The sequence below is a fragment of the Leclercia sp. UBA1284 genome (genome assembly GCF_002308415.1).
GTDB lineage: Bacteria > Pseudomonadota > Gammaproteobacteria > Enterobacterales > Enterobacteriaceae > Enterobacter > Enterobacter pneumoniae.
Genome location: NZ_DBUS01000005.1, coordinates 1 through 26,049, shown reverse-complemented (window position 1 = coordinate 26,049; position 26,049 = coordinate 1). Strand labels below are relative to the sequence as shown.

General features: G+C 55.0%; 23 protein-coding genes, 5 tRNA genes and 2 other RNA genes. 20 read left to right on the top strand and 10 right to left on the bottom strand.

The window, feature by feature from the left end; genetic code table 11:
* The first annotated feature begins 33 nt into the window (after positions 1 to 33).
* Positions 34 to 1,653 carry an ABC-F family ATP-binding cassette domain-containing protein gene (locus B3511_RS02175; protein WP_286772273.1) on the top strand — a complete coding sequence of 540 codons (1,620 nt, stop codon included), beginning with the start codon at positions 34 to 36 and terminating at the stop codon, positions 1,651 to 1,653.
* Between the two features lie 37 nt (positions 1,654 to 1,690).
* On the opposite strand, the gene B3511_RS02170 is transcribed toward B3511_RS02175, so the two are convergent.
* The gene (locus B3511_RS02170) at positions 1,691 to 1,981 is read right to left on the bottom strand and encodes an HTH-type transcriptional regulator (RefSeq protein WP_046886264.1); all 291 of its coding nucleotides are present in this window, start codon (positions 1,979 to 1,981) and stop codon (positions 1,691 to 1,693) included.
* 330 nt (positions 1,982 to 2,311) lie between these two features.
* Here B3511_RS02170 and B3511_RS02165 point away from each other — a divergent pair, with 330 nt between their 5' ends.
* Positions 2,312 to 3,022, top strand: a complete 711-nt coding sequence (locus B3511_RS02165) for a DUF3053 domain-containing protein (protein ID WP_040077902.1) — start codon at positions 2,312 to 2,314, stop codon at positions 3,020 to 3,022.
* A gap of 244 nt (positions 3,023 to 3,266) precedes the next feature.
* Complete coding sequence (gene cspE / locus B3511_RS02160) at positions 3,267 to 3,479, top strand: transcription antiterminator/RNA stability regulator CspE (protein ID WP_032615822.1); 213 nt, start codon at positions 3,267 to 3,269, stop codon at positions 3,477 to 3,479.
* A 58-nt stretch (positions 3,480 to 3,537) separates the two neighbouring features.
* Here cspE and ghrB read toward each other — a convergent pair whose 3' ends face one another.
* The 6 genes from ghrB to B3511_RS02130 all read right to left on the bottom strand — a co-directional run bounded on the left by ghrB (position 3,538) and on the right by B3511_RS02130 (position 9,426).
* Positions 3,538 to 4,512: a glyoxylate/hydroxypyruvate reductase GhrB gene (ghrB, locus tag B3511_RS02155; RefSeq protein ID WP_286772271.1), complete on the bottom strand. Its 975-nt coding sequence runs from the start codon at positions 4,510 to 4,512 to the stop codon at positions 3,538 to 3,540.
* Between the two features lie 25 nt (positions 4,513 to 4,537).
* Positions 4,538 to 5,818, bottom strand: coding sequence for an MFS transporter (locus tag B3511_RS02150; protein ID WP_040077904.1), 1,281 nt, complete (start codon positions 5,816 to 5,818; stop codon positions 4,538 to 4,540).
* Between the two features lie 75 nt (positions 5,819 to 5,893).
* Positions 5,894 to 6,832 carry a sugar kinase gene (locus B3511_RS02145; RefSeq protein ID WP_286772270.1) on the bottom strand — a complete coding sequence of 313 codons (939 nt, stop codon included), beginning with the start codon at positions 6,830 to 6,832 and terminating at the stop codon, positions 5,894 to 5,896.
* A gap of 3 nt (positions 6,833 to 6,835) precedes the next feature.
* Positions 6,836 to 7,585: a sugar phosphate isomerase/epimerase family protein gene (locus B3511_RS02140; RefSeq protein ID WP_286772269.1), complete on the bottom strand. Its 750-nt coding sequence runs from the start codon at positions 7,583 to 7,585 to the stop codon at positions 6,836 to 6,838.
* 101 nt (positions 7,586 to 7,686) lie between these two features.
* The gene (locus tag B3511_RS02135) at positions 7,687 to 8,703 is read right to left on the bottom strand and encodes a LacI family DNA-binding transcriptional regulator (RefSeq protein ID WP_040077907.1); all 1,017 of its coding nucleotides are present in this window, start codon (positions 8,701 to 8,703) and stop codon (positions 7,687 to 7,689) included.
* A gap of 60 nt (positions 8,704 to 8,763) precedes the next feature.
* The gene (locus B3511_RS02130; protein ID WP_040077908.1) at positions 8,764 to 9,426 is read right to left on the bottom strand and encodes an OmpA family lipoprotein; all 663 of its coding nucleotides are present in this window, start codon (positions 9,424 to 9,426) and stop codon (positions 8,764 to 8,766) included.
* Between the two features lie 168 nt (positions 9,427 to 9,594).
* Here B3511_RS02130 and B3511_RS02125 point away from each other — a divergent pair, with 168 nt between their 5' ends.
* On the top strand, positions 9,595 to 11,922 hold the full coding sequence (locus B3511_RS02125; protein WP_286772268.1) for a molybdopterin guanine dinucleotide-containing S/N-oxide reductase: 2,328 nt from the start codon (positions 9,595 to 9,597) through the stop codon (positions 11,920 to 11,922).
* Here the strand turns inward: B3511_RS02125 and B3511_RS02120 are convergent.
* Entirely contained in the window at positions 11,891 to 12,331 is a 441-nt protein-coding gene (locus B3511_RS02120) for an N-acetyltransferase (RefSeq protein WP_046886262.1), read from the bottom strand. The genes B3511_RS02125 and B3511_RS02120 overlap by 32 nt on opposite strands.
* Positions 12,309 to 12,890, bottom strand: coding sequence for a DNA-3-methyladenine glycosylase I (gene tag / locus B3511_RS02115; protein WP_286772267.1), 582 nt, complete (start codon positions 12,888 to 12,890; stop codon positions 12,309 to 12,311). The genes B3511_RS02120 and tag overlap by 23 nt, the downstream gene beginning before the upstream one ends.
* A 185-nt stretch (positions 12,891 to 13,075) precedes the next feature.
* On the opposite strand from tag, the gene B3511_RS02110 reads away from it, so the two are divergent.
* From B3511_RS02110 to dppF, 11 genes are all read left to right on the top strand, one after another.
* A complete protein-coding gene (locus B3511_RS02110) occupies positions 13,076 to 13,780 on the top strand; it encodes an autotransporter domain-containing protein (RefSeq protein WP_286772265.1) in 705 nt (234 codons plus the stop codon).
* Between the two features lie 235 nt (positions 13,781 to 14,015).
* A complete protein-coding gene (locus tag B3511_RS02105) occupies positions 14,016 to 15,218 on the top strand; it encodes an L-lactate MFS transporter (protein ID WP_286772264.1) in 1,203 nt (400 codons plus the stop codon).
* 262 nt (positions 15,219 to 15,480) lie between these two features.
* Positions 15,481 to 17,172: a kdo(2)-lipid A phosphoethanolamine 7''-transferase gene (gene eptB, locus B3511_RS02100; protein WP_040077915.1), complete on the top strand. Its 1,692-nt coding sequence runs from the start codon at positions 15,481 to 15,483 to the stop codon at positions 17,170 to 17,172.
* Positions 17,173 to 17,262: 90 nt separating this feature from the next.
* Positions 17,263 to 17,339, top strand: a tRNA-Pro gene (locus B3511_RS02095).
* 31 nt (positions 17,340 to 17,370) lie between these two features.
* Positions 17,371 to 17,505: non-coding RNA, RtT sRNA (locus tag B3511_RS02090), on the top strand.
* Between the two features lie 31 nt (positions 17,506 to 17,536).
* Positions 17,537 to 17,670, top strand: a non-coding RNA gene (locus tag B3511_RS02085) — RtT sRNA.
* Positions 17,671 to 18,294: 624 nt separating this feature from the next.
* Positions 18,295 to 19,902 carry a dipeptide ABC transporter periplasmic-binding protein DppA gene (gene dppA / locus B3511_RS02080; RefSeq protein ID WP_207292773.1) on the top strand — a complete coding sequence of 536 codons (1,608 nt, stop codon included), beginning with the start codon at positions 18,295 to 18,297 and terminating at the stop codon, positions 19,900 to 19,902.
* Between the two features lie 159 nt (positions 19,903 to 20,061).
* Positions 20,062 to 21,081: a dipeptide ABC transporter permease DppB gene (gene dppB / locus B3511_RS02075; RefSeq protein WP_040077917.1), complete on the top strand. Its 1,020-nt coding sequence runs from the start codon at positions 20,062 to 20,064 to the stop codon at positions 21,079 to 21,081.
* A gap of 9 nt (positions 21,082 to 21,090) precedes the next feature.
* Entirely contained in the window at positions 21,091 to 21,993 is a 903-nt protein-coding gene (gene dppC / locus B3511_RS02070) for a dipeptide ABC transporter permease DppC (protein ID WP_040077918.1), read from the top strand.
* A 10-nt stretch (positions 21,994 to 22,003) separates the two neighbouring features.
* Positions 22,004 to 22,987 (top strand): dipeptide ABC transporter ATP-binding protein, encoded by a 984-nt coding sequence (gene dppD, locus B3511_RS02065; RefSeq protein ID WP_286772263.1) that lies wholly within the window; start codon positions 22,004 to 22,006, stop codon positions 22,985 to 22,987.
* Positions 22,984 to 23,997, top strand: coding sequence for a dipeptide ABC transporter ATP-binding subunit DppF (gene dppF, locus B3511_RS02060; RefSeq protein WP_040077922.1), 1,014 nt, complete (start codon positions 22,984 to 22,986; stop codon positions 23,995 to 23,997). The genes dppD and dppF overlap by 4 nt, the downstream gene beginning before the upstream one ends.
* Before the next feature lie 54 nt (positions 23,998 to 24,051).
* On the opposite strand, the gene coaA is transcribed toward dppF, so the two are convergent.
* Positions 24,052 to 25,002: a type I pantothenate kinase gene (gene coaA / locus B3511_RS02055; RefSeq protein ID WP_040077924.1), complete on the bottom strand. Its 951-nt coding sequence runs from the start codon at positions 25,000 to 25,002 to the stop codon at positions 24,052 to 24,054.
* A 306-nt stretch (positions 25,003 to 25,308) separates the two neighbouring features.
* Between coaA and B3511_RS02050 the strand changes: the two genes are divergently transcribed.
* From B3511_RS02050 to B3511_RS02030, 5 genes are all read left to right on the top strand, one after another.
* Positions 25,309 to 25,384: transfer RNA gene (locus tag B3511_RS02050), tRNA-Thr, on the top strand.
* Between the two features lie 8 nt (positions 25,385 to 25,392).
* Positions 25,393 to 25,477: transfer RNA gene (locus tag B3511_RS02045), tRNA-Tyr, on the top strand.
* A gap of 117 nt (positions 25,478 to 25,594) precedes the next feature.
* A tRNA-Gly gene (locus tag B3511_RS02040) sits at positions 25,595 to 25,669 on the top strand.
* 6 nt (positions 25,670 to 25,675) lie between these two features.
* A tRNA-Thr gene (locus B3511_RS02035) sits at positions 25,676 to 25,751 on the top strand.
* A gap of 118 nt (positions 25,752 to 25,869) precedes the next feature.
* Positions 25,870 to 26,049, top strand: a 180-nt coding sequence (locus B3511_RS02030; RefSeq protein WP_023994387.1) for a GTP-binding protein, incomplete at its 3' end; no start/stop codon positions are given.

Below are 26,049 nucleotides of genomic sequence, written 5' to 3'. Positions count from 1 at the left end.
GCAGGGGATAACCGATTTCATTCAGGAGTGCTTATGGCTCATTTTGCGCAATCCCCCTCTTTTATATTGCATCAGGTCACCTGTCAGTTTCCCACAGGCGAAACGCTTTTCGGTCCGCTTACGCTGTCACTGGATAACGCCCTCTGCGCGCTGGTTGGCCGTAACGGCAGCGGCAAAACGCGTCTGCTTCGTCTGCTGGCCGGGCTCGAAAAACCGACCAGTGGTCATCTGGAACGATCGGGCAGCTGCCTGTATGTGGCACAGCAGCAAGACATTTCTCCAACCACCACGCTGGCCGGGCTACTGGGTTATGAGGCTATTTTTGCCGCCCGTAAACGGATCGACAGGGGAGATTATCAGCCCGAGGATCTGGAGCTGCTCGACGGGTGCTGGGATCTCCACGAGCGCCTGACTGAGGCGTTTATCGAGGCCCGCCTTCCTGCCTTTGACCCCGATCGCTACGCTGCAGAGTTAAGCGGCGGCGAACGTGTGCGCGCGCTATTGTGCGGGGCGTTTACCGCTAATGCTGACTACTTACTGCTGGACGAACCTACCAATCATCTCGATCAGCAAGGTCGGGCATGGTTTTATGCGGCGCTGGCCCAAAGAAAAGGCCGTGCGCTGGTGGCGACCCACGATCGTGAACTGTTGTCACAGGTGCCCCGTATTCTGGAGTTGGGCCCAGCGGGCCTGCGGAGCTACGGCGGGAACTATGCCGATTATCAACGCCAGCGTAATGCCGAACAGCAAGCTGCGCGCTCGGCGCTGGAGCATGCGGCGACGGAGCGCAAACGCGAGCGCGCGCGAATGCATAAAGAGCATGACGACAGTTTGCGGCGATCGGCGAAAACCCTGCGTACGGTCGATAATCTCAATATTGCCTCCTTTGAACGCGTCAAATACAAAGCGGCGGCGAAGGAGCGGCCCGGTTCGTGGCGCAGGCAGCATAACGAGCAAAATATCACCCTGAATACCGCCGTCAGCGAGGCGCGCAAGCGGGTTGAGGAGGATAGCCCGGTGATGTTTACTCTGCCCGGCAGCCAGATTGCGCAGGGAAAACAGGTCGTGGTTCTGGAAGAGCTTGTCCTGCCTTATCTCGCCTTGCCGCCGCTCAACTGGCGTCTGGAGGGGCCGATGCGCGTGGCAATACGCGGGCCAAACGGCTGTGGGAAATCGACCCTGCTGAAAGTGATTCTCGGGGAGTGTCCGCCAGTATCAGGGACATGCCGTGTATCGGTCAAAACGGCTTATCTTGATCAAAACCTTTCCCGGCTGGATTTGTCGCAATCGGTCATGACCCATCTCAATCTGCACAATACGCCGCTGGAAGAGGGGGTACTACGAAGTCGGCTGGCGCAACTGCAGCTGGGAGCAGAGAGCGTCACGCTGCCGTTGGCTGAGCTGAGCGGCGGTGAGCGGTTAAAAGCGGCGCTGGCCTGTGTGCTGTGGCGAGAGGAGACGGCCCAACTGCTGCTGCTGGATGAACCGACCAACCATCTCGATCTGGCATCCGTACAGGCAATTGAAGCGGCGCTGGCTGATTTTCCGGGGGCGGTGATAGTGGTTTCGCATGATAACGCGTTTCTGGAGAACCTGGCGTTGACCCATGAACTGCTGTGGCGCGAGGAGGGGTGGTACTGTCGTGCGCGCTAAGATCACAAACCCCCGCTTAGGCGGGGGTTAAACTCATTTACTTCACTGTCTGCTTGCTGAGGGCAGGGCTTGCCTGAATCAGGCTCATTAGCTTCAGCTCGCTTGGGGTGGGTTTTTCTCTTTTCGACTCCCACTCCTGCACCATAGCCACGCTAACACCCATTGCTCTGGCGAAATCATCTAACTTGAGGCCTGTTCCTTTACGTAAACGCTCGAATTCAGTAAAGGGATTAGACTTCTGCGTCAGGGTAACCGTCTGCGGTACATCCTTAAAAACAATTTGTTCAAGACTGCTCAGCAACTCAAACGTCGGATCTTTTAATTCCATTGAGAACTCCTCTTAAATCGCACAACGGGATCAAGAACATCAAAGAGCAAATTAAGAATAGTCGGTAAAACAGACAACAGATCGTCACGTGCGTGATTAATTGCAGGCCATACGTTTGGTTTGGATGATCCAGAGATAGATTTGCATGCTAATGATCTGATTTTTCGATAGTCGGTTTGACAATGTCGAATTTTGTAAATCGTAAGAATTTTATTCGCACAAGCCGTTTTATATGAAAAGAGTATCTTGCCGGCTTCAGCTGGACTATTCTTGTGGGCGTCGGGCACGCGTGTGCTGGTGTGCGTTTTTTGGGTGAAAGGAGTATTAAAAATGGCGACAGGAAAGTCCTGCTCTCGCTGGTTTGCGCCGATTGCGGCGTTACTGATTGTAGTTGGCCTGAGTGGGTGTTTCGATAAAGAAGGCGATCAGCGTAAAGCGTTTATCGATTTTCTGCAAAATACCGTGATGCGCAGTGGTGAGCGTCTGCCTACGCTGACTGCGGATCAGAAAAAACAGTTTGGTCCTTTCGTCTCCGATTACGCCATTCTGTATGCTTATTCACAGCAGGTTAATCAGGCGATGGATTCCGGCTTGCGTCCAGTGGTCGACAGCGTAAACGCCATTCGTGCGCCGCAGGATTATATGACCCAGCGCGAACCGCTAAGCCAGTCAAATGGTGCGCTTGGGGTACTGAGCCAGCAGCTGCAAAATGCCAAAATGCAGGCCGACAGCGCCCATTCAGCCCTGAAGCAGGCCGACGATTTAAAACCGGTGTTCGACAAAGCCTTTGCGAAAGTGGTGACCGAACCTGCCCAGGCTATGCAGCCCCTCATCCCGGCTGCGCAGATCTTTACTCAGCAGCTGGTGCAGGTGGGTGACTTTATTACTCAGCAGGGCACGCAGGTGAGCTTCGTCTCGGGCGGTATTCAGTTCCCGACCTCCCAGCAGGCCAGTCAGTACAATACCTTGATCGGACCGCTGGCGTCTCAGCACCAGGCATTTAGCCAGGCGTGGAGTTCGGCAGTTGCTGCCACCGAATAAAATAAAAAACCCCGCCAGAAGCGGGGTTTTTTGTCTGTAGCTAAAATAAAGCTTGTCATTCATCTACCACATCGGTATAACTATCCCCGTCGGTTTGTTACACAGACCTAAAGCAGTTTAGTTAAGCAGTCCAGATGAGTTATCCATAGATACCCTTCGTAGTGACCCTTCCTTCATCGCTTAAAAATCTGTAACGCAACCATCGCGCCGGAAGGCACAACAAATTTTTAATAAGGTAATTTCTATGTCTGGTAAAATGACTGGTCTGGTAAAATGGTTCAACGCTGATAAAGGTTTCGGCTTCATCACTCCTGACGATGGCTCTAAAGACGTGTTCGTACACTTCTCTGCTATCCAGAACGATGGCTACAAATCTCTGGACGAAGGTCAGAAAGTGTCCTTCACCATCGAAAGCGGCGCTAAAGGCCCAGCAGCTGGTAACGTTGTAAGCCTGTAAGCTTCAACTCAGCAGCACATGAATTCAAAAACCCGCCTTCTGGCGGGTTTTTTCGTTTCTAGCCTTTTATCTGCGGGTTCACGCAGTTTTTCTCTACCTTACCCTCAAGGGCATTGATAAGGTTATCCACCGCCGTCGCCGCCATGTTGTAGCGAGTTTCGTGCGTGGCAGAACCAATATGCGGCAGCGCAACCACGTTCGGAAGTTGGAGCAGCGGTGAATCAACGGGCAGCGGCTCCTGCTCAAACACATCCAGACCTGCGGCATGGATCTCCCCGTTTTTCAGCGCTTCAATCAACGCTTTTTCATCCACGACCGGACCGCGACCCGCATTGATAAAGATAGCCGACGGCTTCATCTTCGCGAACGCGTCCTTACCTATCAGATGATAGGTCTCATCCGTCAGCGGCAGGATCAGACAGACGTAATCGGCTTCCTGAAGAAGGGTATCCAGCTCGCAGTAGCGTGCATTGAAACGCTCTTCAGCCTCGCTGTGGTGGCGCCGGGCGTTATAAAGAATCGGCATGTTAAAACCGAAGTGCGCGCGCTGCGCCAGCGCCAGGCCAATACGACCCATGCCAACAATACCCAATGTCTTGCCGTGAACGTCCACGCCAAACCAGTCTGGTCCGATGCTTTTGGTCCATTCACCCGCTTTAACCCGTTCAGCCACCTCCACCACGCGGCGAGCGCTGCTCAGTACCAGCGCCATCAGCGTATCGGCCACGGTTTCTGTCAGGGCATAAGGGGTGTGCATCAGAAAGACATGGCGGGCATTCAGGGCATCCACGTCGAAGTTGTCATAGCCAACGGAGATGGTTGAGGTGGCACGCAGCGCCGGCATTTTTTCCAGCAACGCAGCATCTACTTTTTCGCTTGAACCCAGCAGACCGACGGCACGGCTAAAGGCATCGGCGTGCTGCGCCACGGTATCCGGGCTGAGGTCTTTTACCTGGGTCACGGTGAAGTGTGATTCAAGGCGTTTTTGCAGATCTTCAGGCAGTGCTTTATACAAAATGACGGACGGCTTCATGCTAATCTCCGTTGATGTTAAGGGTTCAGGCGTGGCGTGCGCCGGCAGGTAACTGCTGATTATTAGCAGGCTTAACAATCAGAGTAAGCCACACCGACACGAAAAGTGCCACCCCCATAAATATGTACGAGGCGGATGGACTGCCGGTGGCGCCGTTGAGATAGCCCACAAACCAGGAGCCGAAGAACGAGCCCAGCGCGCCCATACTGTTGATTAAGGCCATTGCGCCGCCTGCCACATTACGCGGCAGCATTTCCGGGATGATGGCAAAGAACGGGCCGTAAGGGGCATACATTGCCGCACCGGCGATCACCAGCAGGGTATAAGAGGCCCAGAAGTGGTTGGCACCTACCGCCCAGGAGCCGATAAAGGCACAGGCAGCAATCAGCAACAGCGGCCAGACGAAGAGTTTACGGTTCTGCAGTTTGTCCGATGCCCAGGAGGCGATGATCATCGCAATGGTGGCAGCCAGGTAAGGAACAGAAGAGAGCCAGCCCACTTCGACCATGCCGAGGTTTTCACCGCCGCTACGAATAATCGATGGCAGCCACAGCACAAAGCCATACACCCCGATGCTCCAGGCGAAGTACTGCATGCAGAGCAGGATAACGTTGCGTGAGCGGAAAGCTTCGCCGTAGTTTCGCACCGCTTTCAGCCCCTGCTGCTCTTTATCCAGCTGTGCCTGTAGAGCCGATTTTTCATCTTCAGAGAGCCAGTTCACCTGAGAGGGTTTGTCTTTTACCAGCACCCACCAGCAGAAGGCCCAAATCACCGCCGGGATCCCCTCGATGATAAACATTTCGCGCCAGCCGAAAGACTGAATGAGATAGCCTGAGACCACCGACATCCACAGTACCGTTACCGGGTTACCGAGGATCAGGAAGGTATTGGCCCGTGACCGCTCGGATTTTGTAAACCAGTTGCTGATGTAGATAAGCATCGCGGGCATGACCGCCGCTTCCACCACGCCGAGGATAAAGCGAATCGCCGCCAGCGCCGGTATATTGTTAACGACCCCGGTAAGGGAGGCACAACCGCCCCATAAAATCAGGCAGATGAAAATCAGTTTGCGCACGCTGCGACGTTCCGCATAGATGGCGCCCGGGATCTGGAAGAAGAAGTAGCCCAGGAAGAACAGGGCACCCAGCAGGGAAGAGATGCCTTTAGTGATCCCCAAATCTTCGGTGATCCCCGCGGCTGATGCGAAACTGAAGTTCGCGCGGTCAAGATACGCCAGGCTGTACGTGATAAACACGATCGGCATGATGTACCACCAGCGTTTTACTGCATTCGTCGAGCTGTTCATAGGCTTGCCTCTGTGGTTGAGGTAATGACCGCCGTTGTCTGTAGGGTACACGGTGGTTCTGTGATGTTGCGGGGGTTATTCCCCCAGTTGGCTACGCGTGGGTAATCCTTCGCTGTCGCCCTGCACCTGGATCGCCAGCGATCCGATTTTGTTACCGCGTGAGATAGCCTGTTGCAGCGTTTTGCCTTCCAGCAGGGCGCTAATCACCCCCACGGCAAAACCATCGCCTGCGCCAACCGTATCAACGACGTTGTCCACTTTTACAGCGGCCACGGCACCTTTCTCGCCGTTGCTGGTTTTAAACCAGGCGCCATCGGCACCGGTTTTCAGGACCACCGCCTTCACGCCTCTATCAAGGTAGAAATCTGCAATCCCTTCCGGCGTGCGTTGCCCGGTAAGGATGATGCCCTCGTTCACGCCGGGTAAGACCCAGTCAGCCTGGAAGGCTAACTGGTTAAGTTTTTCAACCATCTCCGCTTCGCTTTTCCACAGCACCGGCCGCAAATTGGGATCGAAAGAGAGGGTTTTGCCTGCGGCTTTCATTGCGCCTGCAGCGTGATCGAGCAGGGCCCATGAGCTCGGCGACAACGCCGCAGCCACGCCGCTCAGGTGCAGATGTCGCGCGGTGGTAAAATAGGCCGGATTAAAATCCTCCACCGACAGATGGCTGGCAGCAGAACCTTTGCGGAAATACTCCACGATGGGATCGGTTCCATCCTCGACCTTAGATTTCAGCTGGAAGCCGGTTGCGAAGCGGCCATCAAGGGTGACGCCCGAGGTCTCTATCCCCTCTTTTTTCAGGGCGTTAAGGATGAAATGACCGAAGCTGTCGTCGCCCACGCGGCTGACCCAGCCCACTTTCAGACCCAGGCGCGCCAGCCCGGTGGCGACATTGAGTTCGGCGCCAGCTACACGTTTAAAGAAATGTTCAACCTGGCTTAGCTCGCCAGGCTCGCTGGCCACAAACATGGCCATGGCTTCGCCAATGGTGATGACATCCAGTGCTTGCGGCATGGCTTAGACCTCGCGCAGTAAATTAACGTAGTGACGGGTGACGGCCGTCAGATCCGGGCCTTCAAGCGGGAACTCGATCCCGCGAGGCGCATCGGCAGGCAGCTGATCCAGCAGCGCCAGCCAGCGGCAGTTTTCTGCTGCCGGGGGAACGGCACGGAAGTGATGTTGATGCGGCTCCGCCGCTTTCACGTGAATATAGCTCACCGCAGGCGCCAGGTGCTGCGCGGCCTCTTCCGGTGAATCACCCACCCACAGCCAGTTGCCCATATCGAACGTCAGGCTGACCGGAAGCGCCTGCACACGGCAGGCGGCTTTAAAGCGCTGCATAGGGGCGAGCTGACCGAAATCGGTCTGATCGTTCTCGACCACCAGCGTCATGCCGCTCTCCTGCAGTAGCGGGCGCAGGGCTTCAAGCTGGTTTTTATCGCGAAAATGACCTAAAGAGACCTTCAGCCAGAGGGCATTAAGCGTACTGGCTTCGGCAAGGTAGCGCGGCAGCGCTGGGTTCAGCTCGCCTTCGGCGGTGAACAGGGAATCGGGAGCGGAGTAGCAGGCTAGCAGGCCCAGCAGCTCAATGGAGCGCGCCAGGGTAGGCAGCGCATTCAGTTCAGCGTCGTTGAACAGTTCGCGGCGGATCTCCACGCCGTCTGCGCCCGCTTTAGCAATGACAGGCAGTATGGCGCGCTGGCCCCCTGCTTCACGTATCCGGTCGGCGCCATAGGCGGCGGTGACGACAATAATTTTTCTGCCCACTGGCTGACTCCATCGCGTTATCGATACTATTACGCTAGATGGAACCGGTTCCAAAGAAAAGATCAGTATGTTGAATTTATGATCGTCATCACGAAGGGAGGTTAACGGGCGGTAGAGCCGCGAACAATCAGCTCGCCGGAGAAGTGCTGCTCGCGTACGGTATCACTGGCCCCTTCAATGCGGCGAACAACCTGTTCCACCGCGGCATAGCCAATCTGCCAGGTGGGCTGTTTAAGGGTAGTGATCCCCACGCCTGCCAACTCTGCCCACTCCAGCTCATCAAAGCCCAGTAAGCCGATGTCGCTGCCCCAGTGCAGCCCAACACGGCGCAGAGAACGAGCCACCTGCAGGGTGAGGGCACCGTTAGCGGAGATCACCGCCTTGCGCATACCGCGATGGCGTGAATGAAATTGACGCAGGGCGATGTCCATCTGGTCCCCTTCATGCAGAGGAATTTCCGCGTTTTCAGCAATGACGCCAGGATAGCGGGCCAGGGTAGCGCGGAAGGCCGCCAGGCGTTCGCGGCGAGTATTGACCATACCCAGCGGCTCGCTGAGGAATAGGATCGCTTCAAAGCCCTGTTCGATAAGATGTTCTGTCGCCGTCGTGGCGGCCTGCGTATTGTCCAGACCCACGACGTCGCAGGCGAATTCGGGAATTTTACGGTCGATAAGCACCATCGGCAGCGCCGACTGTTGCAGGCGGTTTAGCCCCTCTTCACGCATGCCCACCGCGTTGACCACAATGCCTTCAACCTGATAACTGCGCAGCAGATCGAGATAGTGCAGCTCCTGGTCGAGTTCATTATTAGTGTTACAGACCAGCGGGGTGAACCCCTTTTCCCGACAGGCGGCTTCGATACCGCTCAGAACATTGACGGAGTAGGGGTTGGTGATATCGGCGATAATCAGGCCAATGAGCCGCGTACGGCCATGCTTCAGGCCACGGGCCATCAGGCTTGGACGATAGTTAAGATCGGCGATCGCCTGTTCAATACGGGCCAGCAGCGCGTCGGAAAGCAGATGCTTTTCACCGTTGAGGTAACGGGAAATACTGGTTTTACCGGTTTTGGCGGCTTTCGCCACGTCGCTGATAGTGGCCCGTGTTGATTTGCTCATCGCTGATTCCCTTGCCTGAAGTGAGAACACCTTAGCGCGAAAATCAACGATGGCAAGCCCTTACTGGATTGGGCTCAGGGTAATTTCTACGCGGCGGTTCTGCGCTTTGCCTTCCGCCGTGCTGTTACTGGCGATCGGATTTGCCGGGCCCATACCGTTGGTACGAATACGGTTCGCGGCGACGCCCTGGGTGATCAGCGCGCTGGCCACGGAATCCGCACGCTGCTGGGAGAGACGCATGTTCAGATCCTGGCTGCCGGTGCTGTCGGTGTAGCCAAGCACGTTAACCGCCGTTTTGCTGTACTCTTTCAGCACCATCGCCACGCCGGTCAGGGTGTTCGCGCCAGCCGGTTTCAGCGTTGCGCTGCTGCTATCGAAGGTCACGTTGTTTGGCATGTTCAGAATGATGTTATCGCCGCTGCGCGTCACGCTAACGCCTGTACCCTGCATTTTGTCGCGCAGTTTCGCTTCCTGCACGTCCATGTAATAACCGACGCCGCCGCCCAGCGCGGCACCGGCTGCTGCGCCAATTAACGCCCCTTTGCCGCGATCTTTCTTAGAGGAGGAGAGGGCGCCAACGCCCGCGCCTACCAGGGAACCGAGCCCGGCACCGATGCCGGATTTACCGGCTTCGCGTTCGCCGGTGTAAGGGTTTGTGGTGCAGCCTGAAACAGCCAGTGCGCCGCTGACCAGCGCGGCAATCATGAGTACGCGTTTTTTCATCTTATTTCCTTAATCCTTTTTATTCTTTGCCACGACGAGCGTGGCGGTTGATTATGACGCGCAGATATGTAGAAAATTCCAGGGATAACTCTGAATTATGTTTCTAATCATAAATAGCCTCGAAGAAGGCGATGAAAACCTGCAACAGGCAACCCGGGAGCGCACGCTTTGACCACTTCAATTAAAACCATTCTGACCGCGGCCCACTGGGGGCCGATGCTGGTAGAGACCGATGGCGACACAGTGTTGTCATCCCGCGGGGCGCTGCCCACCCCTTACCCCAACTCATTGCAGACGGTGGTGCGCGATCAGGTGCACAGTAAAACCCGCGTGCGCTGGCCGATGGTGCGGAAAGGTTTTCTCGCTTCGCCAGATAATCCGCAGGGGGTACGCGGGGAAGATGAATTTGTCCGTGTCAGCTGGGACGATGCCCTGGCATTGATTGATTCGCAGCATAAACGTATCCGCAACAGCTATGGCCCGTCCTCTATCTTTGCCGGATCGTACGGCTGGCGATCTAACGGCGTGTTACACAAGGCGGCGACGCTACTGCAGCGCTATATGAGCCTCGCCGGCGGCTATACCGGCCATCTTGGGGATTACTCCACCGGTGCCGCGCAGGCGATCATGCCGTATGTTGTAGGGGGAAATGAGGTTTATCAGCAGCAGACCAGCTGGCCGCTGGTGCTGGAACATACCGACGTGGTGGTGCTCTGGAGCGCCAACCCACTCAATACCCTGAAAATTGCCTGGAACGCCAGCGACGAGCAGGGTATCCCTTACTTCGATGCACTGCGTAAGAGCGGTAAGCGCATCATCTGTATCGATCCTATGCGCTCTGAAACTGCCGATTTCTTCGGCGAGGCGGCAGAGTGGATCGCCCCGCATATGGGCACCGACGTGGCGATGATGCTGGGCATTGCGCATACCCTGGTTGAAAACAACTGGCACGACACGGCGTTTCTTGCCCGCTGCACCAGCGGTTATGACCAATTCGCCGATTACCTGACGGGGAAAACGGATGGCATCGCGAAAACGGCCGAGTGGGCGGCGGCGATTTGCGGCGTAAATGTCGGGAAAATTCGTGAGCTGGCAGAGCTTTTCCATAACAACCGCACCATGTTGATGGCGGGCTGGGGGATGCAGCGCCAGCAGTTTGGCGAGCAGAAGCACTGGATGCTGGTCACTCTGGCGGCCATGATCGGCCAGATTGGTACGCCGGGCGGCGGTTTTGGTCTCTCTTATCACTTCGCTAATGGCGGTAATCCAACGCGTCGTGCGGCGGTACTGGCCTCGATGCAGGGCAGCGTACAGGGTGGCACTGATGCCGTAGAAAAAATCCCGGTAGCGCGCATCGTCGAGGCGCTGGAAAATCCGGGCGGTTTCTACCAGCACAACGGTATGGACCGGCACTTCCCGGATATCCGCTTCGTCTGGTGGGCGGGCGGCGCCAACTTTACGCACCACCAGGACACTAACCGATTAATCCGCGCCTGGCAGAAGCCGGAGCTGGTGGTCATTTCCGAGTGCTTCTGGACCGCAGCGGCCCGACATGCAGATATCGTTCTGCCGGCCACCACCTCGTTTGAACGCAACGACATGACCATGACCGGCGACTACAGTAATCAACACATGGTGCCCATGAAGCGCGTGGTGCCGCCGCGCGATGAGGCGCGTGATGATCTGGAGGTCTTTGCTGAGCTGAGCGAACGGTGGGAAGCGGGTGGACGTGCGCGATTTACGGAAGGCAAAACCGACCTGGTGTGGCTGGAGAGCTTCTATCAGATCGCAGCGCAGCGCGGTGCGTCACAGGGGGTGACCTTGCCTCCCTTTGCCGAGTTCTGGGAGGCGAATGCGATCGTCGAAATGCCCGAAAATGCGCAAAATGCGCAGTTTGTACGTTTCGCCGACTTCCGTCGCGATCCTGAGGCGCATCCGTTAAAAACCGAAAGCGGCAAGATTGTGATCCACTCAGCACGTATCGCCAGTTTTGGTTACGCCGATTGTCCGCCGCATCCGATGTGGCTGGAGCCGGACGAGTGGCATGGCAACGCCGAGCCGCAACAACTGCAGATACTCTCTGCTCATCCAGCGCATCGCCTGCATAGCCAGTTGAACTACTCTTCACTGCGCGAACAGTATGCGGTTGCCGGGCGCGAGCCGGTCACGCTGCACCCCATCGACGCTCACGCGCGCGGCATTGCCGATGGTGACGTGGTACGTGTCTGGAACCAGCGTGGGCAGGTACTGGCGGGGGCGGTCGTGAGCGAGGGTATCAAGCCCGGCGTGATCTGTATTCACCAGGGGGCATGGCCTGATCTGGAACGTAGCGCAGGGGGGATCTGTAAAAACGGTGCGGTTAACGTTCTGACGAAAGATCTCCCCAGCTCGAAGCTAGGGAATGGTTGCGCGGGGAATACGGCGCTGGCCTGGCTGGAGAAATATCAAGGGCCGGAGCTACCGCTTACGGCGTTTGATCCGCCTGCCAGCTCATAATCCACGTCGGGTGCTGGGTGTCTTCCTGCCAGGCGCTATCCATAATGCGAAAGCCCTGAGCATGGTAGAAATTCACCGCCCGGGTGTTTTTCTGATACACCTCCAGGCTCAGGGCCGGGTAGCGCTGTTTAACATGGTTGATCAGCGCCTTCCCGATGCCTTTACCCGTGTATGACGGCGCGACAAATAGCGCGCCGATATACTGAACATGCAGGACGCTGATAAATCCGCACACCTCATCTGCCTCGTCCCAGACCCAGGTCTCTGCCGATGGCAGATAAACATCCCGGACGATCGCTTCGCTCTCTTGCCAGTAGCTGGCCTCAATAAACGGATGGGCGAGGGTCGTGCTTTCCAGCCATAAGCGCAGCAAGGGAGAGGTGTCATCACTCAGCCATGCGCGGATCATGCTGGCCTCCGGAATAACAAAAACAGCTCGTCACGTGGTCATTCACCATCCCGCTGGCCTGCATAAAGGCATAACAGATGGTGGTGCCGACAAATTTAAACCCGCGCTTTTTCAGCGCTTTCGATAAGGCGTCTGAGGTTGGCGTCGAGGCGGGGACCTCTGCCAGGGTCATGGCCTGGGTCAGTTGCGGCTGATGGCCGACAAACGACCAGATAAAATCTGAAAATGCTTCGCCATTTGCCTCCATTGCCAGCAGCGCGCGTGCGTTACCGATAATGGCCTGAATCTTACCGCGATGGCGAATAATCCCCGCGTCCTGCACCAGCCGCTCAACGTCGTCTTCCGTCATCTCCGCCACCTTTTCCGGATCGAAATGGTGGAAGGCCTGGCGGTAATTCTCGCGTTTTTTCAATACGGTAATCCAGGAAAGACCGGCCTGCTGGCCCTCAAGGCAGATCATTTCAAAAAGATAGCGGCGGTCGGTTTCTGGTACGCCCCACTCTTTATCGTGATAGGCGATATAGAGCGGGTCTTCGCTTACCCAGCCACAACGTTGCATAGTCCATCTCCCTCATAGTGATTGAATCCACGAAAATTTCCATCGGCCCGGCTTGACGTGGTAGTTAAAAAGACAATAGTTAATACAGGGTTTAATGCGTTCTACGCCATGCCTGAAAACCCGCTTACCCATCTATTAACAATGACAAATATCGCCGAATTCGGCTCTCTTCTGGAGTCGCTTTGATGATGATAAAAAAAATCAGTGGCCGCCATGCCGCGACAGGCATGGTGAGTTTGTTAGTCTGTCTGCTTTCAGGTAACACAGCATTTGCCTGGCAACAGGAATATATCGTTTCAGATAACGTAAATAATACTACTGAGCGCTACACATGGGATGACGATCACCAACCGCGTTATGAAGATATCCTCGCGGAGCGGATCCGCTCATCGCAAAATGCCCCGGCCGTGTCGGTCAATCTGGCCGACGCCTCTTCAGCGATGCCGGGAAGTACGATGAGCGTGGGGGTCAATATTCCTGTAGCACGCCGCATCACTACCGGGCCGATTGTCTCCTGGCGCTATGATGGCTCACCTTCAACCATGTATAACGAGTTTGGGGACAGCGTCAGCACGTCATCTCTAACCGATCCCCTCTGGCATGCCAGCGTCAGCACCCTGGGCTGGCGTGTAGACTCCCATCTGGGCGGCCTGCGGCCATGGGCGCAAATCAGTTATAACCAGCAGTTTGGCGATAACCAGTGGAAGAGCCAGGCGGGGTTCAGTAAAACCGCTGCATCGCAGCAGCCAGACAGCTGGATGGACGTCACCGTGGGGGCCGATATTCCGCTTTATCCCCATATGGCGGCCTACGCTTCGCTCTCTCAGTCTGAGAGCATGGTCTTAGGCGAGGATTACCTCTATACGCTGGGTGTTAGCGCTAAGTTTTAAAGTTGTTGTTTTTTTGTGCGTGAAATTCGTAAAAAGTGTACGGATGGCAGGCCTTGTAGCGATAGTAGGTACTAACGCAATTAGGCAGAATCGTATCGTCCAGGCCATTCATTCCCCATTTACGGCATTTCATTCCGTCTCCCCTGCATTTCATGCCGTTTTCCCCCTATGGATGCAGGGTTTTGCGTATCGTTGTCAGCAGTGAATTTCCCCTTTTCCCTGCAGGACAACTGCCATGAATACATCAACCTCTAACCGCACTCGCTGGCTTACCCTTTTCGGTACTATCGTGACCCAGTTTGCGCTGGGATCGGTTTATACCTGGAGCCTGTTTAACAGCGCGCTGTCCGATAAACTGGATGCGCCTGTCAGTCAGGTTGCTTTCTCGTTTGGCTTACTGAGCCTGGGCCTGGCGCTCTCCTCCTCCGTGGCCGGTAAATTACAAGAGCGTTTTGGCGTGAAGCGCGTGACCATGGCCTCCGGGATTATGCTGGGTGTCGGCTTCTTCCTGACGGCGCATTCCAACAGCCTGCTGATGTTGTGGCTCAGCGCCGGGGTGCTGGTCGGGTTAGCGGACGGGGCGGGTTACCTGCTGACGCTGTCGAACTGTGTGAAATGGTTCCCCGAGCGTAAAGGGCTGATCTCTGCCTTTTCGATCGGCTCCTATGGTTTGGGCAGCCTCGGGTTTAAATTTATCGATTCCCAACTGCTGGCCTCCGTCGGCCTCGAAAAGACCTTTATGATCTGGGGCGCCATCGTGCTGGTGATGATTGTCTTCGGCGCGACGCTAATGAAAGACGCACCGCAGCAAACGGCGAAGTCGGTGAATGGGGTGGTGGAGAACGACTTCACCCTGGCGCAGTCCATGCGTAAACCGCAGTACTGGATGCTGGCGGTGATGTTCCTGACTGCCTGCATGAGCGGCCTGTATGTCATCGGCGTGGCGAAAGATATTGCCCAGGGAATGGTGAAGCTGGATGTGGCTACTGCGGCGAATGCGGTGACGGTGATCTCTATCGCCAACCTCTCGGGTCGCCTGGTGCTGGGCATCCTCTCTGACAAAATCGCCCGTATCCGTGTTATCACGCTCGGACAGGTCGTCTCTCTGGTGGGGATGGCAGCGCTGCTCTTCGCTCCGCTGAATGAAATCACCTTCTTTGCGGCTATTGCCTGTGTTGCCTTTAACTTCGGTGGCACCATCACGGTCTTCCCGTCGCTGGTCAGTGAGTTCTTCGGCCTGAACAACCTGGCGAAAAACTACGGTGTGATTTACCTGGGCTTTGGGATTGGTAGTATCTGCGGTTCGTTGATTGCATCGCTGTTCGGCGGCTTCTATGTCACCTTCTGCGTTATCTTCGCTCTGCTGATCCTCTCACTGGCGCTCTCCACCACCATTCGTCAGCCGCAGCGTGAAGTTTACTCCGAAGCGCATGCCTGAATAATCCCCCTTAAGGCCGGAGCCTCCGGCCTTTGCTTCCCCGCCTTACTACAGAAACGGGTCAGATGAATGTCATCGGACTTGTTTTTTTGTAAATATCTGCAGCGATCACACTCTATGCTGCCACTTTTTCGTCTCCCTGTGGTCTACTCTACCGCGCTTGAGATGGTTTCCCTTAAAAACATCGTCAACGAAGACTCCGCCTGTGCACTGTTAATCTGTAAGTGAAGCAGCAATATTTTCTTTTTTCCAGGTCATTTTAATGAAATATATCAAAGCGATGACGCAACAAAAGCTGAGCTTTTTGCTGGCGTTGTACATCGGTCTGTTTATGAATGGCGCCGTATTTTTCCGTCGGTTTGATGGCTATGCGCAAAACTTTACCGCCTTGAAAGGAGTTGCTGCGGTTGTTGAGTTGGCTGCTACGGTACTCGTCACCTTCTTCTTATTACGCTTGCTTTCGCTGTTTGGGCGACGGGTATGGCGGGTACTGGCCACGCTGGTGGTGTTGTGCTCGGCGGGTGCCAGTTACTACATGACGTTTATGAACGTGGTGATCGGCTACGGGATTATCGCGTCGGTGATGACCACCGATATTGACCTCTCTAAAGAGGTGGTTGGCTGGCACTTTATCCTCTGGCTGGTCTGCGTCAGCGTGTTGCCGCTGCTCTTTATCTGGAGTAACCGCTGCCGTTATACCTTGCTCCGTCAGCTGCGTACGCCAGGACAACGTATCAGAAGTGTTGCGCTGGTGGTGATTGCCGGTTTGATGGTCTGGGGCCCGATTCGCTTACTGGACATTCAGCAGAAACACGTTGAGCGTACGACCGGTGTCGATATGCCGAGTTACGGCGGTGTGGTGGCGAACTCCTATCTGCCATCAAACTGGATCTCGGCGCTGGGGTTATATGCCTGGGCGCAGGTGGATGAGTCTTCAGATAATAAATCGCTGATGAACCCGGCGAAGAAATTTAGCTATCAGGCGCCAGCGGATATTGATGACACCTACGTGGTGTTTATCATCGGTGAGACGACCCGCTGGGATCATATGGGAATGCTGGGCTATGAGCGTGACACTACGCCGAAACTGGCCCAGGAGAAAAACCTCGTTGCCTTCCGCGGTTACTCGTGTGATACGGCCACTAAGCTCTCTTTGCGCTGCATGTTTGTGCGTGAAGGCGGGGCGGATGATAACCCACAGCGTACGCTGAAAGAGCAAAACGTCTTTGCGGTACTGAGTCAGTTGGGCTTCAGTTCCGACCTGTACGCCATGCAGAGTGAGATGTGGTTCTACAGCAACACCATGGCCGATAACATTGCTTACCGCGAGCAGATTGGCGCTGAGCCACGTAACCGTGGCAAACATGTGGATGACATGCTGTTGGTCGATGAGATGCAGCGCTCTTTACAGGGCAACCCGGACGGCAAACATCTTATTATCCTGCACACCAAAGGATCGCACTTTAACTATACCCAGCGTTATCCGCGCAGTTTTGCCAAATGGACGCCGGAGTGTATTGGGGTTGATAAAGGGTGTACTAAAGAAGAGATGATTAACTCTTACGATAACTCGGTCACCTATGTGGATCACTTTATCGATAGCGTGATCGATCAGCTGCGTGATAAGAAAGCGATTGTCTTCTACGCCGCCGACCACGGGGAGTCGATCAACGAGAAGGAACATCTGCACGGTACGCCACGTAAGATGGCTCCGCCGGAGCAGTTCCGCGTGCCGATGATGGTATGGATGTCTGATAAATATCTGGAAAACCCGGATAAGGCGAAGATGTTTGCCCATCTGAAACAGCAGGCGGATATGAAAGTGCCGCACCGCCATGTTGAGCTGTACGACACGATCCTTGGCTGCCTGGGCTATACCTCGAAAGACGGTGGTATCAACGAAAATAACAACTGGTGTCATGTCCCGGATACCGGCGTAAAAGCGGTTCAGTAAAGGGTTGGCGAGCGACTCGCCACCTTAAAGGCTTTTTTATTGTAAGGGATTGACGGAGCCGTACCTCAGCAGTAAGATGCGGCCCGCATTCGGTGATTGGCGCAGCCTGGTAGCGCACTTCGTTCGGGACGAAGGGGTCGGAGGTTCGAATCCTCTATCACCGACCAAATTCAAGAGCCTGCTCACTGAGCAGGCTTTTTTGCACCTGAGGCTTGCGAGGATGAGAACCTCCGGGGGGCAGAGGTTCGACTCGAGCGAAGCGAGAGAACGTTGCGTCAGCAACGGCCCGAAGGGCGAGCCACGGAGTGGCGAGTCATCCTCTATCACCGACCAAATTCAAAAGCCTGCTCACTGAGCAGGCTTTTTTGCACCTGAGGCTTGCGAGGATGAGAACCTCCGGGGGCAGAGGTTCGACTCGAGCGAAGCGAGAGAACGTTGCGTCAGCAACGGCCCGAAGGGCGAGCCACGGCGTGGCGAGTCATCCTCTGGCACCGACCAAATTCAAAAGCCTGTTCACTGAGCAGGCTTTTTTGCTTCTGGCGCCTACAGTTAGTTACGACAACAAACTAAAACGCTTGTTACCTTCCATTAACCCTGCCTGTTAACGTTTTTGTGACATATTCCATTGTATTTTTTTATATATAGATTGATCTTTTTTCGCGTTGCTTATGGATAACCTCAGCATTTTCCGCTGTGCGTTTTAACGTTCGCGGAATTTAGTGCTCAGATATTCACCATCCTGTAAGAAAATTTAACCCGTCTGAATAAATGTTAATCACTGGTCACAGCAGAATAAGAAGTGAGTTGTGCTGCATCATGGCGGGTAGCATAAATTTCCCTGCTGAAAATAGTGCCTCTGGGTTTTTTTAATCTTTGTTTGCTGATTCTCACACTTAGCGTAAATCCCCGTCACCTGTATTGACGTTTTCACATTCTGTTGACAGATTGTAGGGCACGAGGGGCATTTCAGGGAGAATCTGCGCTGCAACTCAGTTGCTCTTCTGAAAGGAATCTCCATCCCTTATAACGCCTTCGGGCATCACCGACCGGACCGGGTAAAAAATAAATTAAAGGTCAGGCGGCGTAACACAACAAAAAACATCACATTGGAGCAGAATAATAATGAGTATTTCCTTGAAGAAGTCAGGGATGCTGAAGCTTGGTCTGAGCCTGGTGGCAATGACCGTCGCGGCTAGCGTGCAGGCAAAAACCCTGGTCTACTGTTCTGAAGGCTCGCCGGAAGGCTTTAACCCACAGCTGTTTACCTCTGGTACCACGTACGACGCTAGCTCCGTACCTATCTATAACCGTCTGGTTGAATTCAAAACCGGTACCACGGAAGTGATTCCGGGTCTGGCAGAGAAGTGGGAAGTCAGCGAAGACGGCAAAACCTATACCTTCCACCTGCGTCAGGGTGTGAAGTGGCAGGACAGCAAAGAATTCAAACCAACGCGCGACTTTAACGCCGACGACGTTGTGTTCTCCTTTGATCGTCAAAAAAATGCTCAGAACCCGTACCATAAAGTTTCTGGCGGCAGCTATGAATACTTCGAAGGGATGGGCCTGCCAGACCTGATTAGCGAAGTGAAGAAAGTGGACGATAAAACCGTTCAGTTCGTCCTGACGCGTCCAGAAGCGCCATTCCTGGCTGACCTGGCCATGGACTTCGCCTCTATCCTGTCTAAAGAGTATGCCGACAACATGCTGAAAGCCGGCACGCCGGAAAAAGTCGACCTGAACCCGGTCGGTACCGGTCCGTTCCAGCTCCTGCAATACCAGAAAGACTCCCGCATTCTGTACAAAGCCTTTGAAGGCTACTGGGGCACCAAGCCGCAGATCGACCGTCTGGTCTTCTCCATCACGCCTGACGCCTCCGTACGTTATGCGAAACTGCAGAAAAACGAGTGCCAGGTCATGCCGTATCCAAACCCGGCTGATATCGCACGTATGAAGCAGGACAAAAACATCAACCTGCTGGAGCAGGCGGGCCTGAACGTGGGTTACCTCTCCTTCAACACCGAGAAGAAACCGTTTGATGACGTGAAAGTGCGTCAGGCGCTGACTTACGCGGTGAACAAAGAAGCGATTATCAAAGCGGTTTACCAGGGCGCTGGCGTTGCTGCCAAAAACCTGATCCCGCCGACCATGTGGGGCTATAACGACGACGTTAAAGACTACAACTACGATCCTGAGAAAGCGAAAGCCCTGCTGAAAGAAGCGGGTCAGGATAAAGGCTTTACCGTTGAGCTGTGGGCGATGCCGGTACAGCGTCCGTACAACCCGAACGCTCGCCGTATGGCCGAGATGATTCAGGCTGACTGGGCGAAGATTGGCGTTCAGGCCAAGATCGTGACCTATGAGTGGGGCGAATACCTGAAACGTGCTAAAGCGGGCGAACACCAGGCCGTGATGATGGGCTGGACGGGCGACAACGGGGATCCGGACAACTTCTTCGCGACCCTGTTCAGCTGCGCAGCGGCGAAAGATGGCTCCAACTACTCTCGCTGGTGCTACAAGCCGTTTGAAGACCTGATTCAGCCGGCGCGCGCTGCAGAAGATCACAACAAACGTATTGAGCTGTACAAACAAGCTCAGGTGGTTATGCACGACCAGGCGCCTGCCCTGATCATCGCGCACTCCACCGTGTACGAACCAGTGCGTAAAGAAGTGAAAGGCTACGTGGTTGATCCACTGGGCAAACACCACTTCGAAAACGTCTCTGTTGAATAATAAGTAGGGTATTCTCCCTCTCCTTTTGGGAGAGGGCAGGGGTGAGGGGCGTGCATGCATCCCCTCACCCTTAACCTCTCCAAAGGGAGAGGGAATTTACATTTGTGAGCAATACAGACCACATCCCCTGGTTGTGCGTCATTATAGAGAATCCGGGTTATGTTGCAGTTCATCCTCCGACGTCTGGGGCTAGTTATCCCCACGTTTATCGGTATCACCCTTCTCACCTTTGCCTTTGTCCATATGATCCCCGGCGACCCGGTAATGATTATGGCGGGCGAGCGTGGCATTTCTCCTGAACGTCATGCGCAGCTGCTGGCCGAACTGGGCCTGGATAAACCGCTGTGGCAGCAATATCTCCACTATATCTGGGGCGTGCTGCATGGTGATTTAGGCATCTCGCTGAAAAGCCGTCTCCCGGTGTGGGACGAGTTCGTGCCGCGCTTTAAAGCGACGCTGGAACTCGGCGTCTGCGCCATGATTTTCGCGACCGCAGTAGGCATCCCTGTTGGCGTGCTGGCTGCCGTTAAGCGCGGTTCAATCTTCGATCACACCGCGGTTGGCCTGGCGCTGACCGGCTACTCCATGCCTATCTTCTGGTGGGGCATGATGCTGATTATGCTGGTATCGGTGCAATGGAACCTGACGCCGGTATCCGGGCGAGTTAGCGATATGGTGTTCCTTGATGACACCAACCCTCTCACCGGATTCATGCTGATTGATACGGCAATCTGGGGGGAAGAGGGCAACTTTATTGATGCGGTAGCGCACATGATTCTGCCTGCGATGGTGCTGGGCACCATTCCCCTGGCCGTTATCGTGCGTATGACCCGTTCTTCAATGCTGGAGGTGCTGGGTGAGGATTACATCCGTACCGCGCGCGCCAAAGGTCTGACCCGCATGCGCGTTATCATCGTGCACGCACTGCGTAACGCCATGCTGCCGGTGGTAACCGTTATCGGTCTGCAGGTGGGAACGCTGCTGGCGGGGGCGATTTTGACCGAAACCATCTTCTCCTGGCCGGGCCTGGGACGCTGGCTGATCGACGCGCTGCAACGCCGCGATTATCCAGTGGTGCAGGGCGGCGTACTGCTGGTGGCGACGATGATTATCCTCGTCAACCTGCTGGTCGATCTGCTTTACGGCGTGGTGAACCCGCGTATTCGGCATAAGAAGTAAGGGGCCATCATGTCACAAGTTACTGAAAATAAAGTGGTCGCAGCACCGGTTCCCATGACGCCGCTGCAGGAGTTCTGGCACTACTTCAAACGCAACAAAGGGGCGGTGGTAGGGCTGGTGTATGTCACTGTCATGATCCTGATTGCGGTCTTTGCGAACGTTCTCGCGCCCTATAACCCGGCTGATCAGTTCCGTGATTCGCTTCTGGCGCCACCGGTATGGCAGGAGGGGGGAACCTTTGCCCATCTGTTAGGTACCGATGATGTGGGCCGTGATGTCCTGTCGCGCCTGATGTACGGCGCACGTCTGTCGCTGCTGGTGGGCTGTCTGGTGGTGGTGCTGTCGCTGATTATGGGCGTGGTACTCGGCCTGGTGGCCGGTTACTTCGGCGGTATCGTTGATAACATCATTATGCGTATCGTCGATATTATGCTGGCGCTGCCAAGTCTGCTGCTGGCGCTGGTATTGGTGGCCATCTTCGGTCCGTCGATCGGCAACGCCGCGCTGGCGCTAACCTTTGTGGCACTACCTCACTATGTACGTCTCACGCGTGCGGCTGTGCTGGTAGAAGTGAACCGCGATTACGTCACCGCTTCCCGCGTAGCGGGTGCCGGTGCGATGCGTCAGATGTTCGTTAATATTTTCCCGAACTGCCTTGCGCCGTTGATTGTTCAGGCGTCGCTTGGTTTCTCTAACGCCATTCTCGATATGGCCGCTCTTGGCTTCCTTGGCATGGGTGCGCAACCGCCAACACCGGAGTGGGGCACCATGCTCTCCGATGTGTTGCAGTTCGCGCAAAGCGCCTGGTGGGTCGTCACCTTCCCGGGTCTGGCGATTCTGCTCACGGTGCTGGCATTTAACCTGATGGGTGATGGTCTGCGTGATGCACTTGATCCCAAACTGAAGCAGTAAGAGGCACGAGATGGCGTTATTAAATGTAAATGAATTATCGGTGCACTTCGGCGACGAAGGCACACCGTTTCGCGCCGTGGACCGCATCAGCTATAGCGTAAATCAGGGCGAAGTGGTCGGCATCGTAGGGGAATCGGGCTCCGGTAAGTCAGTAAGTTCACTGGCGATTATGGGGCTGATTGACTATCCCGGCCGCGTCATGGCTGAAAAGCTGGAGTTTAACGGTCAGGATCTGAAGCGTATCTCCGAAAAACAGCGCCGCCAGTTGGTGGGCGCTGAAGTGGCGATGATCTTCCAGGATCCGATGACCAGCCTGAACCCGTGTTACACCGTTGGTTTCCAGATTATGGAAGCCATCAAGGTGCACCAGGGCGGGAATAAGAAAACCCGTCGCCAGCGCGCGATCGACCTGCTTAACCAGGTAGGTATACCGGATCCGGCATCGCGACTGGATGTTTACCCGCATCAGCTGTCCGGCGGGATGAGCCAGCGTGTGATGATTGCCATGGCGATCGCCTGTCGGCCTAAGCTGTTAATTGCGGATGAGCCGACGACCGCGCTGGATGTCACCATTCAGGCGCAAATCATCGAGTTGCTGCTGGATTTACAGCAGAAAGAGAACATGGCGCTGGTGCTGATTACGCACGACCTGGCGCTGGTGGCCGAAGCGGCGCACAAAATCATCGTAATGTATGCAGGTCAGGTGGTAGAGACCGGAAGTTCGCACGACATCTTCCGCGCGCCGCGTCACCCGTACACTCAGGCTCTGCTACGTGCTCTGCCGGAATTTGCGCAGGATAAAGCGCGTCTGGCCTCGCTGCCGGGCGTGGTACCGGGTAAATATGACCGTCCGCAGGGCTGTCTGCTCAACCCGCGCTGTCCGTATGCAACGGATAAGTGTCGCGTCGATGAACCCGCGCTGAACCTGCTGGCTGACGGTCGTCAGTCCAAATGCCACTACCCACTCGATGATGCCGGGAGGCCAACACTATGAGTACGCAACAGGCCACCACGCAACAACCGCTGTTGCAGGCCATCGATCTAAAAAAACATTACCCGGTTAAGAAGGGACTGTTTGCCCCCGAGCGCCTGGTGAAAGCCCTGGACGGCGTGTCGTTCAACCTCGAGCGCGGTAAAACGCTGGCGGTAGTGGGTGAATCTGGCTGTGGAAAATCTACACTGGGTCGTCTGCTGACAATGATCGAAACGCCAACCGGCGGCGAACTGTACTATCAGGGCCAGGATCTGCTTAAGCACGATCCGCAGGCGCAGAAGCTGCGTCGCCAGAAAATCCAGATTGTGTTTCAGAACCCCTACGGTTCCCTGAACCCGCGTAAAAAAGTGGGACAGATTCTGGAAGAGCCACTGCTGATCAACGCTTCACTGAGTAAAGAGCAGCGCCGGGAAAAAGCGCTGGCGATGATGGCGAAAGTGGGCCTGAAAACCGAGCATTATGATCGCTACCCGCATATGTTCTCTGGCGGCCAGCGTCAGCGTATCGCCATTGCCCGCGGTCTGATGCTTGACCCGGACGTGGTGATTGCCGATGAACCGGTTTCCGCGCTCGACGTTTCTGTGCGCGCTCAGGTGTTAAACCTGATGATGGATCTGCAGCAGGAACTGGGGCTCTCTTATGTGTTCATTTCGCATGACCTCTCCGTGGTGGAGCATATTGCTGACGAAGTGATGGTGATGTATCTGGGGCGCTGCGTAGAGAAGGGGAGCAAAGACCAGATCTTTAACAATCCGCGTCACCCTTATACTCAGGCGCTGCTGTCAGCAACACCTCGCCTTAATCCGGACGATCGCCGCGAGCGTATCAAGCTGACCGGCGAGCTGCCGAGCCCGCTGAATCCACCGCCGGGCTGTGCGTTCAACGCCCGCTGTCGTCGTCGCTTCGGGCCCTGCACGCAGTTGCAGCCGCAGTTGAAGGACTATGATGGACAGCTGGTAGCCTGCTTCGCAGTCGATCAGGATGAAAACGGCGAGAAACCGCAGCCATAAGCGAAAAACAAAAAACCGGCGATCATCGCCGGTTTTTTTATGCCTGTCAGGCTGCTATTTGCGCAGGCGAACCTGGTCCACCGCATGATTTTCACTCTTGGTGAGGATCAGGCTGGCGCGTTCGCGGGTAGGGAGGATGTTCTCTTTCAGGTTAACGTAGTTAATCTCGTTCCACAGGGCGGTCGCCACATTCACCGCTTCTTCTTCAGAAAGCTGGGCATAGTTGTGGAAGTAAGAGTCCGGATCGGTGAACGCCCCTTCGCGGAACTTCAGGAAGCGATTGATATACCAGCTTTGCAGTAAATCTTCCGGGGCATCAACATAAATCGAGAAATCTACGAAATCAGACACGAAGACGTGATGCGGATCGTGCGGATAATCCATACCGCTCTGCAAGACGTTTAGCCCTTCCAGAATCAGAATGTCCGGCTGAACGACCGTTTTGTCACCATCCGGGATGCGATCATAAATGAGATGCGAATAGACCGGGGCGGTAACGTTTGGCACGCCGGACTTGAGATCCGAGACAAATTTCACCAGACGGTGCATATCATAGGAGAGCGGGAAGCCTTTTTTCTTCATCAGACCGCGCTCTTTTAATACCTCGTTCGGGTGGAGAAAACCGTCGGTGGTGATCAATTCTACGCTGCGGTGTTCTGGCCAGCGGCTCAGCAGGGCTTGTAACACGCGAGCCGTGGTACTTTTGCCCACCGCCACGCTGCCGGCGATGCTGATGATATAAGGAATACGTTGACCGTTGGTGCCAAGGAACTGCTCCAGTACGGCCTGTCGGCGTAAATTGGAGCTGATATAGAAGTTAAGCAAGCGCGACAGAGGTAAATAAATCTCGGCCACTTCTTCCAGAGAGAGATCTTCGTTTATCCCCTTTAACCGCGCTATCTCCCCCTCGGTTAAGGTCATAGGGACGGAGTCGCGCAAAGCAGCCCACTGGCTGCGATTAAACTGGAGATAGGGCGTCATTAGCGTTTGCTCTTTTTTGCTCATAAGCATGCTTCTGTGAGCCTGTGATAGCGCTTCACGTAGTAGTTAATTTTGGACAATGGGCAGGAGGTTAACACCAGATGGGAGGAATAATAAGAAAAAATATAGGCGAGGCGCGCGTTACGAGGGGAGCATCACGGTAAGAAAAAAACGCTATGGAGCGGGTATTTCTGCTGAATAATTGACCTGATATGGGTGAAATTGCAGCGTTCACCGCATTCTTCGCGCAAAATGTGAGCGAAAGAATGTTTTAAGTGATTTTTTAGTTGCATGACTGCGCAGGTCTCCCTAAAATGCGCGCTACTTGATGCCGACTTAGCTCAGTAGGTAGAGCAACTGACTTGTAATCAGTAGGTCACCAGTTCGATTCCGGTAGTCGGCACCATCAAGTCCGGTGGGGTTCCCGAGCGGCCAAAGGGAGCAGACTGTAAATCTGCCGTCACAGACTTCGAAGGTTCGAATCCTTCCCCCACCACCACTTTCTGGCAGCGTTAACGCCGCCGGAGCTGGTTTAAAAAATAAATCAGCTCGAATAGAAAAAGAGAGAAATCTCTTTTTTTGTTACAGAAAGAACTGGGTAGCCGAGTTTCAGGATGCGGGCATCGTATAATGGCTATTACCTCAGCCTTCCAAGCTGATGATGCGGGTTCGATTCCCGCTGCCCGCTCCAATACGTGCTGATATGGCTCAGTTGGTAGAGCGCACCCTTGGTAAGGGTGAGGTCCCCAGTTCGACTCTGGGTATCAGCACCACTTCACTTCTCCCTCCCGTTTCTCTCTGTTTCAATATCAATGTATTCAACAGTTCAGGCATATCGCCTGGTTGATGTGGTGATATCACCGATTTATCCGTGTCTTAGAGGGACAATCGATGTCTAAAGAAAAGTTTGAACGTACAAAACCGCACGTTAACGTCGGTACTATCGGCCACGTTGACCATGGTAAAACAACGCTGACCGCTGCAATCACTACCGTACTGGCTAAAACCTACGGCGGTGCTGCTCGCGCATTCGATCAGATCGATAACGCGCCAGAAGAAAAAGCGCGTGGT

Coding starts and splice junctions, on each gene's coding strand:
- B3511_RS02105 (WP_286772264.1), top strand. CDS start 14,016: ATGAATACATCAACCTCTAACCGCACTCGCTGGCTTACCCTTTTCGGT.
- tag (WP_286772267.1), bottom strand. CDS start 12,890: ATGCAACGTTGTGGCTGGGTAAGCGAAGACCCGCTCTATATCGCCTAT.
- B3511_RS02150 (WP_040077904.1), bottom strand. CDS start 5,818: ATGAACAGCTCGACGAATGCAGTAAAACGCTGGTGGTACATCATGCCG.
- B3511_RS02135 (WP_040077907.1), bottom strand. CDS start 8,703: ATGAGCAAATCAACACGGGCCACTATCAGCGACGTGGCGAAAGCCGCC.
- cspE (WP_032615822.1), top strand. CDS start 3,267: ATGTCTGGTAAAATGACTGGTCTGGTAAAATGGTTCAACGCTGATAAA.
- eptB (WP_040077915.1), top strand. CDS start 15,481: ATGAAATATATCAAAGCGATGACGCAACAAAAGCTGAGCTTTTTGCTG.
- coaA (WP_040077924.1), bottom strand. CDS start 25,002: ATGAGCAAAAAAGAGCAAACGCTAATGACGCCCTATCTCCAGTTTAAT.
- dppC (WP_040077918.1), top strand. CDS start 21,091: ATGTCACAAGTTACTGAAAATAAAGTGGTCGCAGCACCGGTTCCCATG.
- B3511_RS02165 (WP_040077902.1), top strand. CDS start 2,312: ATGGCGACAGGAAAGTCCTGCTCTCGCTGGTTTGCGCCGATTGCGGCG.
- B3511_RS02110 (WP_286772265.1), top strand. CDS start 13,076: ATGATGATAAAAAAAATCAGTGGCCGCCATGCCGCGACAGGCATGGTG.
- dppD (WP_286772263.1), top strand. CDS start 22,004: ATGGCGTTATTAAATGTAAATGAATTATCGGTGCACTTCGGCGACGAA.
- B3511_RS02120 (WP_046886262.1), bottom strand. CDS start 12,331: ATGATCCGCGCATGGCTGAGTGATGACACCTCTCCCTTGCTGCGCTTA.
- B3511_RS02130 (WP_040077908.1), bottom strand. CDS start 9,426: ATGAAAAAACGCGTACTCATGATTGCCGCGCTGGTCAGCGGCGCACTG.
- ghrB (WP_286772271.1), bottom strand. CDS start 4,512: ATGAAGCCGTCCGTCATTTTGTATAAAGCACTGCCTGAAGATCTGCAA.
- dppA (WP_207292773.1), top strand. CDS start 18,295: ATGAGTATTTCCTTGAAGAAGTCAGGGATGCTGAAGCTTGGTCTGAGC.
- dppB (WP_040077917.1), top strand. CDS start 20,062: ATGTTGCAGTTCATCCTCCGACGTCTGGGGCTAGTTATCCCCACGTTT.
- B3511_RS02170 (WP_046886264.1), bottom strand. CDS start 1,981: ATGGAATTAAAAGATCCGACGTTTGAGTTGCTGAGCAGTCTTGAACAA.
- dppF (WP_040077922.1), top strand. CDS start 22,984: ATGAGTACGCAACAGGCCACCACGCAACAACCGCTGTTGCAGGCCATC.
- B3511_RS02175 (WP_286772273.1), top strand. CDS start 34: ATGGCTCATTTTGCGCAATCCCCCTCTTTTATATTGCATCAGGTCACC.
- B3511_RS02145 (WP_286772270.1), bottom strand. CDS start 6,832: ATGCCGCAAGCACTGGATGTCATCACCATTGGCGAAGCCATGGCCATG.